Raw genomic sequence first — 15,698 nt, 5'->3', positions numbered from 1 at the left:
CAGGCCGATTTCTCTGTCTTTTGGATAGTCGGAATGCTTGTACCTTTTCTCATCATGTTCCGCGAAGGCGTGGAAGCTGCGCTGATCGTGGGGATTATTGCCACTTATCTCCATCAAACCGGGCGTAGCGCCTGGATGCCTGTGGTCTGGATTGGCATTCTGCTGGCTCTGGCCATGTCGCTGACTGTTGGCGCGATCCTGCAGCTTCTGAGCGCGGAATTTCCTCAGAAAGCGCAGGAGCTTTTCGAGGCCATTATTGGTCTGATTGCGGTTTTCGTCCTCACTTCAATGGTGTTCTGGATGCGCAAGGCGGCGCGCTCCATCAAGGCGGAATTGCATCATTCCATCGATGCGGCGTTCCAGACACCAACGCACAAGGGCTTTGGTCTTATTCTCATGGTTTTCTTTGCGGTGGCGCGTGAAGGGCTTGAATCCGTTTTCTTTTTGCTGGCTGCTTTCCAGCAGAGCGAAGGTCCGGCGGCGCCTGTGGGCGCGCTGCTCGGCGTTTTGCTTGCAGCGGCGGTTGGATACGGCATCTTTAAAGGCGGCTTGAAGTTGAACCTCCGCCGCTTCTTTCGCTGGACGGGCGTTTTCATCCTGATCATCGCGGCGGGCATTCTGGCCAATTCTGTCATGGCACTGCATGAGGCAGGTATCTGGAACCACTTCCAGGCAGTCGTTTTCGACGCGAGCGACATTCTCCCGCTAGACAGTACGCTCGGCTCGGTTCTGGCTGGCGTTTTCGGATATATCGCAACCCCGACTGTCAGCGAAGTGGTCGCCTATGTGGCTTTCCTCGTTCCGGCACTCATCCTGTTTCTCATGCCAGCGAGCGGATCAGCGACCGCAAGCCAGATCAAGACAAGCGCACAATAAAAGAGATTTTCATGACGAACCCGAGGCCTACAGAACCGATGTCGCGCAATCTGGTCCGCCTAGGACTGGCCCTCGCCGTGCTGCTGCTGCTCGCTGCCGGCGCTGCATTCTATTATGCATCCCGTGTATCGGACAAAGCGCGGCATGCAGAAGGTGGAGACAAGATACAAGTCGCAATCAACGCGAAAAGCTGCGAACCGAACGAATTGACCGTCCCGGCCGGGCGCTCGGTTTTTGAAATCATCAACAAGTCGGATCGCACGGTCGAGTGGGAAATCCTCGATGGTGTGATGGTTCTCGAAGAGCGCGAGAATATTGCGCCGGGCTTCAAGCAGACAATCACAGCAAAGCTGGCGCCTGGCGAATACCAGATTACCTGCGGGCTTCTTTCCAATCCTCGGGGCAAGCTGACCGTAACTGCGACCGCTGCCAGCGAAGCGGAAAAGGGCAAACTGCCCCTTACAGCTTTTATCGGAGCACTGGCTGAATATCAGATTTATCTCACGACCGAGGTTGCTGAATTCCAGAAAGCTGTTGCGGCGCTTTCCGCCGCAATAGCGAGCGGTAATCTGGAAGCCGCACACGCCGCCTATGGTCCGGCGCGTGCCGCCTATGCGCGCATTTCGCCCGTCTCGGAAGCATTTTCCGATCTCGATACGGCCATTAATGCCCGTGCCGATTATTTCGAAAAGCGCGAGAAGGACGCAGGCTTCGGTGGTTTGCACCGTATCGAATATGGTCTGTTCGAACAGAAATCCGTCGATGGACTGGCAGCTGTGGCTGGCAAGCTTGAGCAGGATGCCACTGTCTTGAAAGAACGCATTCGCGGGCTTCGCATTTCACCGGACCGCATGATGGCGGGCACTGCTTCCGCCCTGAACCGTTTCGCTTCAACAGCGTCGGATGAAGGTGAGGACCGCTATGCACATACTGATCTGCAGGCTTTGTCGGGCCTTCTGGAAGGCGCCATCAAGACTGCCGATGTCCTGCGCCCCATTGTCGAAAAGGTTGATCAAAAGGCATTCGAAGACATCGACAAGGACGCTGCTTCGATCAAGTCGCTGCTCGGTGCGGACGCTCAGGGCAATGGTTTCAAGGCGTATGACGCACTGTCGCCTGATGAAAAGGCGAAATTCAAGGACGGCGCGGCACAACTTGCTGCGCAATTTACGAAACTCCGCGATCAGCTGGGAGTAGATTGATGATCAGAAAATTTTTTAAAAACGATAAGATAACCTCTGAAGAACCTGTTTCGTCCGCTCGGCGCGCATTGCTGCTGGGTGCGGGAGCCGCGGGTGTTGCCGGAACTGTTGGAAGCGTGCTTGCACCTCAGGCAGCACAAGCGCTTTCTTCTGAGAATGTGACCAACGCGCCGGAAAGCGAGAAGCTTCACGAAAGCCAGGCTTTTTACGGAAAGCACCAGCCAGGTATCGTCACGCCGCGTCCCGCCGCTGGGCTCGTTGCTTCTTTCGACGTTTTGGCGCGGGACCGCTCCGAACTCGAGCGCATGTTCCGACTGCTCACCGAGAGGACCGAATTTCTGATGAAAGGCGGGACGCCGCCGGAACTCGATGCAAAATTTCCGCCCTCGGATTCCGGCATTCTTGGTCCGGTCGTCACACCCGACAATCTCACCGTTACGGTTGCGCTTGGTTCGTCTCTGTTCGATGACCGTTTTGGTCTGAAACCGTTGAAGCCGAAACTTCTGCAGCGCATGACGAGTTTTCCCAACGATGCCTTGCAAAAGGACATCTGCCATGGGGACCTCGTAATTCAGTTCTGTTCAAATACGCCGGACACGAACATTCACGCCCTGCGCGACATCATGAAGAACATGCCCGACCTTTTGATGGTGCGCTGGAAACAGGAAGGGACGGTTCCTGTGCAGCCGCCGCATTCGCCTAAGGCGAAAGAAAGTGCGCGGAATTTCCTGGGTTTCCGCGACGGGTCTGCCAATCCTGATTCATCCGATGCAGCGTTGATGAACCGCATCGTCTGGGTGGGTGAAAAAAATGCGGAGCCTGATTGGGCAACCAATGGCAGCTATATGGCCGTGCGCATCATCCGTAATTTTGTCGAACGCTGGGATCGTACGCCGCTACAGGAACAGGAAGCCATTTTCGGACGGCGCAAGGATAGCGGAGCGCCATTCGACGGAAAAACCGAAACCGATGTTCCCAATTATGCGAAGGACGCTGACGGCAAAATCACACCGCTCGACTCGCATATCCGTCTGGCAAATCCGCGCGATGCAAATGCGGAGCAGCACCTCATTCTGCGTCGTCCGTTCAACTATTCCAACGGCGTCAGCAAATCGGGCCAGCTTGATATGGGCCTGCTCTTCATCGCCTATCAGGCCGATCTGGAAAAGGGCTTCATCACGGTTCAGAACCGGCTCAACGGTGAGCCGCTGGAAGAATATCTGAAGCCGATCGGGGGTGGGTATTTCTTCGCGCTGCCAGGTGTTGAGGATCACAAGGACTACTACGCGCGCGCACTTTTGGAGGCCAGCGGTCCGCAAAATGCCCGCGGGTAAGGAAACTACCAGAACATTTTGATTTTACGCGCATTTTTTGAAATGCGTCCCACGTGGAGAGGCAAAATATGAAGTATCGTCTGCCATTGCTTGCATCGGCATGTGCCGTTGCCCTTACGCTCAGCTTCGGCGCTGCGAAGGCCGAAGTTTCACCGCTGGACCTCGTTCAGCCGATCGCTGATTACAAGGTCTATGTGCAGGAAAACCTCGACGTTCTGGTCAAGGACACCAAGGCGTTTACCGATGCGGTCAAGGCAGGCGATCTGGAAAAGGCTAAGGCGCTTTATCCCTCTACCCGTGTCTCCTACGAAAAGATCGAACCGATTGCCGAACTCTTCGCTGATCTCGACGCTTCGATCGACAGTCGTGCGGATGACCATGAAAATGGTGAGAAGTCGGAAGACTTCACCGGATTCCACCGTATCGAATACGGCCTGTTCGCGCAGAATTCGACCGAAGATCTCGCTCCCATTGCAGACAAGCTCTATGCAGATGTGCTGGAGCTCCAGAAGCGGGTGAAAGACCTCACCGTGCCGCCAGAGAAGGTGGTTGGCGGTGCTGCTGCCTTGCTCGAAGAAGTGGCGGCAACCAAGATCTCCGGTGAGGAGGATCGTTACAGCCATACCGACCTTTGGGATTTCAAGGCCAATGTCGACGGTGCCCAAAAGATTGTCGAGCTTTTCAAGCCATTGCTGGAAAAGGAAAATCCGGACCTCGTGAAGAAGGTGGAAGCCAACTTCAAGACGGTCGACGACATTCTCGCCAAGTACAAGAAGGGCGATGGCTACGAGTCCTACGACAAGCTGTCGGAAGATGATCGCAAGGCGCTGGCCGGTCCGGTAACCACGCTTGCCGAAGATCTCTCCACCCTGCGCGGCACGCTCGGCCTGAATTGAGAAAAGAGAATTGAAATGGCGGGGTAACCCGCCATTTTCTCATTGTCAGATCGCGCCCGGATAGACCCTGACCGGGCGATTGTCCTTGACCGACTCCATGACCACAAAAGTGGATGTGCTCGCCACATTGGGCAAGCTCGAAATCTTTTCGCCCAGCACCTCGCGGTAACGCCGGATGTTGGGCGTTCGCACTTTCAGAAGATAGTCGAAAGAGCTGGCAATCATGTGGCATTCTTCGACTTCGCGTATTTTGCGCACCGCCGTGTTGAATGCTTCAAGTGCGGCTTCGCGGGTGTCGGACAATTTAACTGTCGTGAAGGCGATATGATCGAGACCAAGTTTTTCGGGATCGATTGCAGCACGGAAGCCGACAATATAACCTTCATCGACCAGTCTTTTCAGCCTCGCCTGGCAAGGGGTCTTGGATAGGCCGACCTTTTTCGAGAGTTCGGTGACCGGAATGCGCCCATCTTCGCTCAGGACTTCCAGAATGCGTCGATCAAACTGATCCAGATCGTCTAAAGAATCTATCTTTCGCATTCTTTTTGCCTTCCTTCGAGCCAATAATAAGATCGATAGTCCTTCATATGAAGCAAATGAAGGCAGAATGCAATTTGGACAAATGTTAGTGTGCGCCCACATAAAGCAGAGCTAAACTGGGCAGAGACGCTCGGGGCTGTTTTCATTTGCGAGCATTGCACCATGACCGACACCATACCCGTCCCCACCAATCCGGTTTTCCAGAATTTTGCGCCGCCGATCCGCGAGCAAAACGCGATGAGGCAGGCGATCACCGCCGCTTATCGTCGTCCTGAAGCCGAATGCGTTTCCGCATTGGCTGCGCAGGCCGCTTTGCCGGAAGAAACCGCCAAGCAGATCCGTGCCACGGCCCGCAAGCTGATTGAAGCGCTGCGCGCCAAGCACAGGGGCACCGGCGTCGAAGGTCTGGTGCATGAATATTCGCTGTCGAGCCAGGAAGGCGTGGCGCTGATGTGCCTTGCCGAAGCGCTGCTGCGTATCCCCGACATGGCGACGCGCGACGCGCTGATCCGCGACAAGATTTCTAATGGCGACTGGAAGTCCCATATTGGCGGCGGGCGTTCGCTCTTCGTCAACGCGGCAACTTGGGGCCTTGTCGTCACCGGCAAGCTGACGAATACGGTTAATGATCGCGGCCTGTCGGCGGCTCTGACGCGCCTGATCGCCCGTTGCGGCGAGCCTGTCATTCGCCGCGGCGTTGACATGGCCATGCGCATGATGGGTGAACAGTTCGTCACTGGCGAAACCATTGAAGAAGCGTTGAAACGCGCCAGGCCGTTGGAAGAACGCGGTTTCCGCTATTCCTACGACATGCTGGGTGAAGCCGCGACGACTGCTGCCGACGCTGAGCGCTATTACAAGGATTATGAGACCGCGATCCACGCCATTGGTCGCGCATCGGCTGGTCGGGGCATTTATGATGGCCCCGGCATTTCCATCAAGCTGTCTGCTCTGCATCCGCGTTACGTCCGCTCACAGAGCGACCGCGTGATGGGAGAGCTTCTGCCCAAGGTGAAGGCGCTCGCTGTCATCGCTAAGTCTTATAATATCGGCCTCAATATCGATGCCGAAGAAGCTGACCGTCTGGAACTGTCGCTCGATCTGTTGCAGAGCCTCATCCAAGATCCGGAGCTGGCAGATTGGGAAGGCATCGGCTTTGTGGTGCAGGCCTATGGCAAGCGTTGTCCGTTCGTGCTCGATTTCATCATTGATCTGGCGCGGCAGAACAAACGCCGCGTCATGGTTCGTCTGGTCAAGGGCGCTTACTGGGATGCCGAAATCAAGCGTGCGCAGGTGGACGGACTGGAAGATTTCCCGGTTTATACGCGCAAGGTACATACCGATGTTTCCTACATCGCCTGCGCCCGCAAGCTTCTGGCTGCGACCGATGCCGTTTTCCCGCAGTTTGCGACCCACAATGCGCAGACGCTGGCCACCATCTATCATTTGGCTGGGCCGGATTTCAAAACCGGCAAGTTTGAGTTCCAGTGCCTGCACGGCATGGGCGAGCCGCTTTATGATGAAGTTGTCGGCGCTGACAAGCTTGGCCGTCCGGCCCGCATTTATGCGCCGGTCGGTACACATGAAACACTGCTGGCTTATCTCGTCCGCCGCCTTCTTGAAAACGGTGCGAATTCCTCCTTCGTCAACCGTATTGGTGATGAAAATGTTTCCGTTGATGAGCTGATCGCCGATCCGGTTGAGGTTGTTCGCTCCATGGCTGTTGTCGGGGCACGCCACGATCAGATTGCCCTGCCAGAAAATCTCTATGGCGCTCGCAAGAATTCCGATGGTTTCGACCTGTCGAACGAGACTACGCTTGCTGAACTGAGTAAAATTCTGAAAGACAGCGCCGATCGTGCATGGACATCGGAACCGCAGGTTGCTGGCGCCAAGGTGAAGGGAACCAGCCGTCCGGTGCTCAATCCCGGCGATCACAGGGATGTTGTAGGCCAGGTGACGGAGATTGCCGAAGCAGACGTAGCCAAGGCCATGAAGGCAGCAAAGAAGGCAACGGCGAGCTGGTCGGTGGTCGCGCCTACTGAGCGTGCAGCCTGTCTGGAACGTGCCGCCGACATCATGCAGCGAGATATGCCGGTTCTGCTGGGCCTCATCATGCGCGAAGCCGGCAAATCCATGCCAAACGCGATTGCTGAAGTGCGCGAAGCCATCGACTTCCTGCGCTATTATGCGGAACAGACCCGGCGTACGCTGGGCGTCGGCCATAAGGCGCTGGGGCCTATCGTCTGCATCAGCCCATGGAATTTCCCTCTCGCGATCTTCACAGGCCAGATTGCGGCAGCGCTTGTTGCTGGCAATCCGGTGCTGGCAAAGCCTGCCGAAGAAACCCCGCTTATTGCAGCGCAGGGCGTTCGTATTCTGCATGAGGCTGGCATTCCGGCTGATGCGCTGCAGCTTCTGCCGGGCGATGGCCGCATTGGGGCCGCGTTGGTTGCTGCCGAAGAAACATGCGGCGTGATGTTCACGGGTTCGACTGAAGTGGCGCGTCTCATTCAGGCGCAGCTTGCCTCACGTCTGTTGCCAAATGGCAAGCCTATTCCGCTCATTGCTGAAACCGGCGGTCAGAATGCAATGATCGTGGATTCGTCAGCGCTTGCCGAGCAGGTCGTTTTCGACGTGATTGCATCGGCATTTGATAGCGCCGGTCAGCGTTGTTCGGCGCTGCGCGTTCTCTGCCTCCAGGAAGACGTCGCTGACCGCATCCTGACCATGCTCAAGGGCGCACTGAAGGAACTTTCGATCGGTCGTACCGACCGGCTGAACGTCGATATTGGCCCGGTCATCACCGATGAAGCCAAGACCATAATCGAAAAGCACGTTCAGGCTATGCGCGATCTCGGCCGCAAGGTCGAACAGCTGCCGCTTGGGGCTCAAACCGAGAAGGGCACTTTCGTTGCGCCGACCATCATCGAGATCAATTCGCTTCGCGATCTGAAACGGGAAGTCTTCGGCCCGGTATTGCATGTCGTGCGCTACAAGCGCGATGATATGGAGCGTCTGATCGACGACATCAACGCGACGGGGTACGGGCTTACTTTCGGCCTGCATACACGTCTTGACGAAACCATCGCCAATGTTGCGGATCGTATCCGTGTCGGCAATATCTATATCAATCGCAATGTTATTGGCGCCATTGTCGGTGTGCAGCCTTTCGGCGGGCGCGGCCTGTCCGGCACCGGACCCAAGGCTGGTGGCCCACTCTATCTTGGACGTTTGGTGGAAACGGCACCGATCCCGCCGCGCCACAGCTCGGTTCACACCGATCCGGCGCTTAAGGACTTTGCCAAGTGGCTTGGCAATCGTGGCATGAATGATCTGGCACAGGCTGCCCGCGATACCGGCAGCGCCTCGGCGCTCGGCCTTGATCTGGAATTGCCGGGCCCGGTCGGTGAGCGCAATCTTTATGCGTTGCATGCGCGTGGAAATATCCTGCTGGTTCCGCAGACGGAAACGGGCCTTTATCGCCAGATGACTGCTGCCCTTGCCACGGGTAATACCGTCTATATTGACGAGACTTCGGGCTTGCGGAATGTTCTGAAAGATATTCCGGCTTCCGTGGCAGCGCGTACGATCTGGACCAATAACTGGGAATCCGATGCGCCGTTTGCCGGTGCTCTGATTGAAGGCGACGCCGAACGCATCGTGGAGATCAACAAGAAGATCGCGACGCTCCCCGGGCCTTTGGTTCTGACGCAGGCGGCTTCCTCGGAAGAACTGGCAAACAACCCGGATGCCTATTGCCTCAATTGGCTTCTGGAAGAAGTTTCGACCTCGATCAACACCACGGCTGCGGGTGGCAATGCCAGCCTGATGGCAATCGGCTGACCCCTGCCGGACAGGAAGAACAAAAAAGGCGGCTGCGGCCGCCTTTTTCTTTTTCGGTCGGTCTTGCATGGCTGTGCACCGGATAACCTAGAGCGGTTCCTGTTCTAACAGAATCGCCGGAACCGCTCTAACTGTTTGTTTTAGCGCATTATCCAACACAAAACCGTCTCACACTTTTGCTGGAAATGCTCTAAAACAGAATTATTGGATTATTTTTTATGGTTTCAGAATAAAATTTACAAAGGCATTGACAGACTTTTATAAAAGGCAAAGACTATGCACACGCTTGCAAAAGCGTCGGCGTGGAGGCGCCGCATAAAGGGAGGAAAACAATGCGTTCGGCATTTTTCGTTGCTGCGCTCGCTGCGGGCGTATCTTCATTTGCTTTTTCTGCGCAGGCCGCAGGCAATCTCAATCTCATTTGCTCGGCGGATGTGGTCATCTGCGAGCAGATGAAGAACATGTTCGAGAAGGATACCGGCATCAAGGTCAACATGGTCCGGCTTTCTTCCGGTGAAACCTATGCCAAGGTACGGGCCGAAGCGCGCAATCCGAAAACAGACATCTGGTGGGCCGGCACGGGCGATCCGCACCTGCAGGCAGCTTCCGAAGGGCTGACGCTTGAGTATAAATCGCCGATGCTCGAGCAACTGAATGATTGGGCCAAGAAGCAGGCCGAAAGCTCGGGATTCCGCACGGTCGGGGTTTATGCCGGTGCGCTCGGATGGGGTTACAACACTGATATTCTGGCCAAGAAAAACCTGAAAGAGCCGAAATGCTGGGCTGATTTGCTCGACGCATCCTACAAGGGCGAAATCCAGATGGCCAACCCGAACTCTTCCGGCACGGCCTATACGGCGCTGGCTACGCTCGTACAGATCATGGGCGAAGACAAGGCTTATGAATATTTGAAGAAGCTCAACGAGAACGTATCGCAGTACACCAAATCCGGATCGGCCCCGGTCAAGTCGGCGGCGCGAGGGGAGACAGGCATCGGCATCGTCTTCATGCACGATGCAGTTTCGATGACCGCGGAAGGCTTCCCGGTCAAGTCAGTCGCACCGTGCGAAGGCACCGGTTATGAAATTGGCTCGATGTCCATCATAAAGGGTGCCAAGAATCTTGAGAACGCCAAGAAGTGGTATGACTGGGCGCTGACCGCCGAAGTGCAGTCGCACATGAAGGATGCGAAGTCCTTCCAGTTGCCATCGAACAAGTCGGCTGAAGTGCCAAAGGAATCGCCGCGCTTCGAGGACATCAAGCTGATTGATTATGACTTCAAGACGTATGGCGAACCGGCCAAGCGCAAGGAATTGCTCGAGCGCTGGGATAAGGAAATCGGTGCGCACGCCAACTGATCTTTCGTTGGCTTGAAATCCGGGTGCGCCGCTCCTGTTGTGCGACGCACCATTTCCAAATGGCGGAGCTGCCAGCGGTATTCCTGAATAGTGCAGGAGCCGGAGCGCTGGTCATTCCTTGGAATCTCCATGGGGAGGACGCGGACATTCATGAAACAGCATAATCGCAGACTGGATATTGTTCTGATGCTGGCGTTGGCAGCATTTGTCTTGCTGCCTTGGTACCGCATTGAAGACGGCTTTCTGAGTTTCGGTTGGCTGGACGGAATGTATGGCGATGGTGCAACGGCGCCGGGCTTCTGGCAAATGGCCTTCTTCGGGCGTCCGTGGCTTGGCGCTATCGCCCTGTTCATGCTTCTCTGCGCTTCTGCCCGTTTCATATTGCCTCTTGAGCGTCGTAGCGGCGTTTTGGTCTGGGCAAGCCTCCTTGGTGTGATATTTCTGGCGCTGCAAGGGCTGGCTATCGGCTTTTCCGGCTGGAACTGGACGATCAGCGAAAATCTGTTCGGCACGCTCGCAGACGGTCAGCCAGCCTTCGGCGCAGGAGCGATCCTGACAGGCCTATGCTTTGTGCTCATTTTTTCGTTTGGTCTGGCGGAACGCGGCGTGATGAAGGGGGACGCTTTCGTCGTCTCTTCCATTACCCTGCTTGTCGCGCTGGTGGCTGTATTTGTCTTCTATCCTGTCATCAGCATGTTTGCCGGGTCGGTGCAGGATTTCGACGGCTCGTTCAAGCCTGAGGGGTTCATTGGCAATATTCAGGATTCCTCGATCTGGAGCTTGGCCTGTCTTGTCGGGGAAGGACGGTGTGGCGTTGCATGGCGCACATTGTGGCTGGCGCTGATGACGGCGACGGGGTCCACAGTGCTGGGCCTCGCCTTTGCACTGGTCGCTACCCGCACGGGTTTTCCTTTCAAGAAGGGACTGCGGCTTCTCACCATATTGCCGATCATCACGCCGCCTTTCGTCGTCGGGCTTGCTCTGACGCTGCTTTTTGGCCGCGCAGGGGTCGTGACGGAGCAGTTATCCAGCATGTTCGGTATCGAGCCCGGACGGTGGCTTTACGGCCTCATTGGCATATGGATCGCTCAGGTTCTGTCGTTTACGCCCATTTCCTTCCTCGTCCTGATCGGCGTTGTCGAAGGTGTGTCCCCGTCGATGGAAGAGGCATCGCAAACCCTGCGCGCCGATCGTTGGCGGACGTTCCGCAAGGTTTCATTGCCTCTGATGGCGCCGGGCCTTGCCAATGCGTTTCTCATCGCCTTCATCGAAAGCATGGCGGATTTCGGCAATCCGATGGTGCTCGGCGGCAGCAATGGCGTGCTCTCGACAGAAATATTCTTTGCCGTGGTGGGCGCGCAAAACGATCCGTCGCGCGCTGCAGTGCTCGCTATCGTGCTGCTGTGCTTTACATTAACCGCGTTTCTCCTTCAACGCGTATGGCTTTCCGGCAAGAACTTCGCCACGGTGACCGGCAAGGGTGATTCTGGAATGCATGCCGGCTTGCCGCGCGGGCTAAAAATCGGCGTTTATGCCCTTGTCATCCCCTGGATGGTTTTCACTGTCGTTGTGTATGCGATGATCCTCATCGGAGGCTTCGTGCGACAGTGGGGACTCGATAATACGCTGACGGTCGAACATTACGCACGGGCCTTCTCCATCAATTGGACCGAGAACGGCATTGCATGGACCGGCGTGGCGTGGAACTCGTTCTGGACGACCATGGAAATTTCACTGCTATCGGCACCACTCACTGCGGCAGTCGGTCTGCTGACGGCCTATCTGATCGTTCGCCAGCGTTTTGTCGGACGCAATGTCTTCGAATTTGCCCTGATGCTGAGTTTTGCCATCCCCGGAACGGTAATCGGCGTCAGCTATGTGATGGCCTTCAACTTGCCGCCGCTTGAGATGACCGGCACAGCGCTGATCCTGATTGCATGTTTCGTGTTCCGCAACATGCCGGTGGGCGTGCGTGGTGGGATCGCAGCCATGAGCCAGCTCGACAAGAGCCTTGATGAAGCCTCCCTGACGCTGCGGGCAAACAGCTTCCGCACGATCCGCAAGGTCATTCTGCCGCTGCTGCGCCCGGCGATCACTGCGGCGTTGGTCTATTCCTTCGTACGCGCAATCACTTCCATCAGCGCGGTCATCTTCCTTGTATCGGCAGAGTACAATATGGCGACGTCCTATATCGTCGGTCTGGTCGAGAACGGCCAGTTCGGTGTGGCCATCGCATATTCATCGATGCTGATCGTGGTCATGATCGTCATCATCACCAGCTTTCAGCTTCTCGTGGGTGAACGCAAGCTCAGGCGCGAGAACCGCGTTGCAGCCGTCACCCCCGTCAAAACTATTCGTCAGGAGAAAGCCGCATGACTGCGATCCGTCCCGGCTCCGTTACATTTGAAAATGTCACCAAGAAATTCGGTAATTTTACTGCCTTGCCCGATTTGTCCCTGACTGTGGAGCCGGGAACGTTGGTGACGCTCCTGGGCCCGTCCGGTTGCGGCAAGACGACGACATTGCGGCTGCTGGCCGGGCTTGAACATCCAACGTCCGGCCGTATCCTGATCGGTGGCAAGGACGTGACCAATCTGCCGGCCAATGAGCGCGACGTCTCGATGGTCTTCCAATCCTATGCACTCTTCCCGCATATGAGTTCGCTCGACAATGTGGCCTACGGCCTGGAGTCCTCGGGCTTGAAAAAGGCCGAAGCGCGCGAACGTGCGGAAGAGGGGCTCAAGCTCGTCGGTCTTGCAGGAATGGGGCATCGCCTGCCTGCCGAACTCTCGGGTGGGCAGCAGCAGCGCGTGGCCGTGGCCCGCGCTCTCGTGCTGGAACCACAGGTTCTGCTTCTGGATGAACCGCTTTCAAATCTCGACGCCCGTTTGCGGCGCCGGGTACGCACCGAAATTCGGGAGTTGCAGCAGCGGCTCGGCTTTACTGCCGTCTATGTGACACACGATCAGGACGAGGCGCTGGCCGTTTCCGACACGATCATCGTCATGAAGGAAGGCAACGTCGCACAGAAGGGAAGCCCGCGTGATCTCTATGAAACACCGGCCTCCGCTTTCATCGCGGACTTCATGGGGGAGGCGAATGTTGTGCCATGTGAGGTAGTGACGGCGGATGGAGGCGAAGCTGTCATTCGTGTGGGCGGACTGATCCACCGCGTCGCTGCCCCCAACGCCCGGCCGGGGCCGGCGCAGCTCGCAATCCGTCCCAATGCCGTGAGCTTACAGCCGCGGGCCGGCGGAGGCTTCCCGGGACGTGTCGCGCATTCAGCCTATCTTGGCGATCATATTGAATATGAAATCGAGACCGAGCACGGCAAGCTTTTCATTGTCGATCCGGCGGTCGAAGAGGCTCTGCCGCCACAAACCGATGTCTCTATCGAGTTCAAAACGCGCGGGCTTGCCATTATCAATCAATAGGCGCAGAAACGTCACGCCTCTCCTTATCTCTCATCGGAAAACCATCATGACTTCCCATCCCGGACCGGAACTAAAAGCGCGGCTGGCGCTTGCCGAAAAGATCGCGCGCGAAGCGGGCGCCAAGGCTCTCGACTATTTCAAACGACGTGAAACGCTGGTTATCGAAACCAAGCGCGACCCGCAGGATGTGGTATCGATTGCTGACAGGGACGTCGAAAAGCTCATTCGCACCCGTGTGTCGGAAATCTTTCCGCAAGATGGCTTTCTCGGAGAGGAATACGGGCTGAACGAGGGTACGTCAGGTTACGCCTGGGTCGTCGACCCGATTGATGGCACCAGCCCTTTTGTCAACGGCATGCCGAACTGGTGCGTTTCCATTGCCGTTCTGAAAGACGGAGAGCCCGTCATCGGCGTAATCCAGGCCCCGTGCTTTGACGAACTCTATGCCTCGGCAAAAGGCTTGGGCGCAACACTTGATGGCAAGAAGCTGGTTCTCGATCCAAGCCGCACGATCCGAAATTCGGTGACGGGTATTGGTGCCAACAACTATGTGACGCCGCAAGTCGTGGCCAAAATCGTGGAAGATCTGCTGGAGGCGGGTGGGACCTTTATCCGCAATGGTTCGGGCGCGCTGATGATAGCCTATGTCGCGGCTGGCCGGTTGGTGGGCTATTATGAACCCTACATGCATGCCTGGGATTGCATGGCTGGGTTTTGCCTCGTGCGTGAGGCCGGCGGTTATGCGCATCCTTTCCCAGTCGATGGAGAAAAGCTTACCAAGGGCAACAAGGTTTTCGTGGCTGCACCCGGTGCGGTTGATGATCTCAAGAAAGTGGCCGGTCTCTGACTGATAGTCCCGGCGTTTCGGCGCTTATTCCCAGCCATATTCTGAATAGAGTTCGCCTCCGGCGGCGCAGAGAAGCGCCTGCCGGACATAAGGAATGGTGTTTTCCGGGAGGTTGTCCAGGTGTCTCCATTGCAGATTGGCGTGCTTGTCCGGCTCGCATAGCGTGGGGGTGCCTGCCCATTCCTCGGTGCGGAAGAAATGGCCTATCCACGGGCTGCCAGCCGTCAGGCTATGCAAGGTGTGGACTGATTTCAGAGATTCCGGCGCGATGACCACGCCCGTCTCCTCAAACGCTTCGCGAATGGCTGCGGCGCGGATTGTTTCGCCCCCATCAAGTCCCCCTGCAGGAAGGCTGAATGAACCATCCATCCATCCGGTCTCTTTCCGCTGCAACATGCAGATTTCTGCTCCGCGCGCCAGAATAACAAAGACAGCGGACGAAAGCTGAAAACGGACACGCCCACTCAATGGGATCTCCTCCAAAAACAAATCGGCAAGTCTTCTACGGACTTGCCGAAAGCTTACACGAGTCGGTCGGTTTCCTAAGGAGGATCAGGAGTTGTCCCGTTGGAAAATCCAGTCATGATCGGGGTGGTTCTTGAACCGCCATTTGCGCAAGGGACCGGCCATCACATTGAGATAATACATCTCATAGCCGTAGGGTGCGCCACATGGGTGATGGCCTTTTGGAACAAGCACGACATCTCCATCCGCGACCGCCATGGTTTCATCAAGGCTTCCGTCTTCGGTGAAGACACGCTGGAAGCCAAAACCCTGCGCCGGATTGAGACGGTGATAATAGGTCTCTTCCAGATAGGTCATATCGGGAAAATTGTCTTCGTCATGTCTGTGGGGAGGATAGGATGACCAGTTTCCCTGTGGTGTGAAGACCTCGGTAACAAGAAGGCTGTCGGCAACATCCCGGCCTTCCATTGCAATATTGTGGATGAAACGGGAGTTGGCGCCTTTTCCGCGCTGCTCCAGTGTCAGATTTTCCGGCCCAAGCTTCTGTGCCTTCCGGCCGGGTTTGCCCGGCGCGGTACAGACGCCCAGAACGCAGTCTGTCGTGGCAGTCGCGTGCCAGTCGCTTTCAAAAGGCACATAGAGGCAATGCGGCGGCAGTTTCTCGAACACATTCATGCGTTCGCCTATCTCACCGAAATCCTCGCCGGAGGCGGAAATCTTGGCTTTGCCTTCCACAAGGACCAGGATCACTTCGGTCGATCCAGTCTTTTCGGATACGCTCTCACCGGGCTTGAGACGATAGAGTCCGAATCCGACATACCCCCATTCGGCACTTTCAGGGGTGATGTCGTGGACCTTTCCATGCGTGCCCTTGGGCTTGCGCAACAAATTGGCCATGTC

12 protein-coding genes are annotated in these 15,698 nt (G+C 56.4%); 9 read left to right on the top strand and 3 right to left on the bottom strand.

All coding sequences use genetic code 11. The features are described 5' to 3' along the window. Window positions 1–33 precede the first annotated feature (33 nt). From efeU to efeO (ABWW28_RS10480), 4 genes are all read left to right on the top strand, one after another. Window positions 34–876, top strand: coding sequence for an iron uptake transporter permease EfeU (gene efeU, locus ABWW28_RS10495; RefSeq protein WP_176587599.1), 843 nt, complete (start codon window positions 34–36; stop codon window positions 874–876). Window positions 877–887: 11 nt separating this feature from the next. Continuing rightward, on the top strand, window positions 888–2,078 hold the full coding sequence (gene efeO / locus ABWW28_RS10490; RefSeq protein WP_176587600.1) for an iron uptake system protein EfeO: 1,191 nt from the start codon (window positions 888–890) through the stop codon (window positions 2,076–2,078). After that, window positions 2,078–3,412 carry an iron uptake transporter deferrochelatase/peroxidase subunit gene (gene efeB, locus ABWW28_RS10485; RefSeq protein ID WP_176587601.1) on the top strand — a complete coding sequence of 445 codons (1,335 nt, stop codon included), beginning with the start codon at window positions 2,078–2,080 and terminating at the stop codon, window positions 3,410–3,412. The genes efeO (ABWW28_RS10490) and efeB overlap by 1 nt, the downstream gene beginning before the upstream one ends. A gap of 68 nt (window positions 3,413–3,480) precedes the next feature. Beyond that, on the top strand, window positions 3,481–4,308 hold the full coding sequence (efeO, locus tag ABWW28_RS10480; RefSeq protein WP_025090025.1) for an iron uptake system protein EfeO: 828 nt from the start codon (window positions 3,481–3,483) through the stop codon (window positions 4,306–4,308). A gap of 45 nt (window positions 4,309–4,353) precedes the next feature. On the opposite strand, the gene ABWW28_RS10475 is transcribed toward efeO (ABWW28_RS10480), so the two are convergent. Next, window positions 4,354–4,848: an Lrp/AsnC family transcriptional regulator gene (locus ABWW28_RS10475; protein WP_113476787.1), complete on the bottom strand. Its 495-nt coding sequence runs from the start codon at window positions 4,846–4,848 to the stop codon at window positions 4,354–4,356. A gap of 162 nt (window positions 4,849–5,010) precedes the next feature. On the opposite strand from ABWW28_RS10475, the gene putA reads away from it, so the two are divergent. The 5 genes from putA (at window position 5,011) to ABWW28_RS10450 (ending at window position 14,333) form a co-directional block, all read left to right on the top strand. Beyond that, the gene (gene putA / locus ABWW28_RS10470; protein WP_176587602.1) at window positions 5,011–8,694 is read left to right on the top strand and encodes a trifunctional transcriptional regulator/proline dehydrogenase/L-glutamate gamma-semialdehyde dehydrogenase; all 3,684 of its coding nucleotides are present in this window, start codon (window positions 5,011–5,013) and stop codon (window positions 8,692–8,694) included. Window positions 8,695–9,026: 332 nt separating this feature from the next. Further along, complete coding sequence (locus tag ABWW28_RS10465) at window positions 9,027–10,052, top strand: ABC transporter substrate-binding protein (protein ID WP_176587603.1); 1,026 nt, start codon at window positions 9,027–9,029, stop codon at window positions 10,050–10,052. 150 nt (window positions 10,053–10,202) lie between these two features. After that, on the top strand, window positions 10,203–12,428 hold the full coding sequence (locus ABWW28_RS10460) for an ABC transporter permease (protein WP_176587604.1): 2,226 nt from the start codon (window positions 10,203–10,205) through the stop codon (window positions 12,426–12,428). After that, the gene (locus tag ABWW28_RS10455; RefSeq protein ID WP_176587605.1) at window positions 12,425–13,486 is read left to right on the top strand and encodes an ABC transporter ATP-binding protein; all 1,062 of its coding nucleotides are present in this window, start codon (window positions 12,425–12,427) and stop codon (window positions 13,484–13,486) included. The genes ABWW28_RS10460 and ABWW28_RS10455 overlap by 4 nt, the downstream gene beginning before the upstream one ends. Window positions 13,487–13,532: 46 nt before the next feature. Beyond that, complete coding sequence (locus ABWW28_RS10450) at window positions 13,533–14,333, top strand: inositol monophosphatase family protein (protein WP_176587606.1); 801 nt, start codon at window positions 13,533–13,535, stop codon at window positions 14,331–14,333. Between the two features lie 24 nt (window positions 14,334–14,357). Here ABWW28_RS10450 and ABWW28_RS10445 read toward each other — a convergent pair whose 3' ends face one another. After that, window positions 14,358–14,801, bottom strand: a complete 444-nt coding sequence (locus ABWW28_RS10445; protein WP_176587607.1) for an NUDIX hydrolase — start codon at window positions 14,799–14,801, stop codon at window positions 14,358–14,360. Between the two features lie 84 nt (window positions 14,802–14,885). Further along, window positions 14,886–15,695: a 5-deoxy-glucuronate isomerase gene (gene iolB / locus ABWW28_RS10440; RefSeq protein WP_176587608.1), complete on the bottom strand. Its 810-nt coding sequence runs from the start codon at window positions 15,693–15,695 to the stop codon at window positions 14,886–14,888. Window positions 15,696–15,698 lie beyond the last annotated feature (3 nt).

Origin of the sequence: Brucella sp. NBRC 14130, assembly GCF_040371715.1 — a bacterium.
Lineage (GTDB): Bacteria > Pseudomonadota > Alphaproteobacteria > Rhizobiales > Rhizobiaceae > Brucella > Brucella intermedia.
This window is presented reverse-complemented; position numbering and strand designations above follow the sequence as displayed.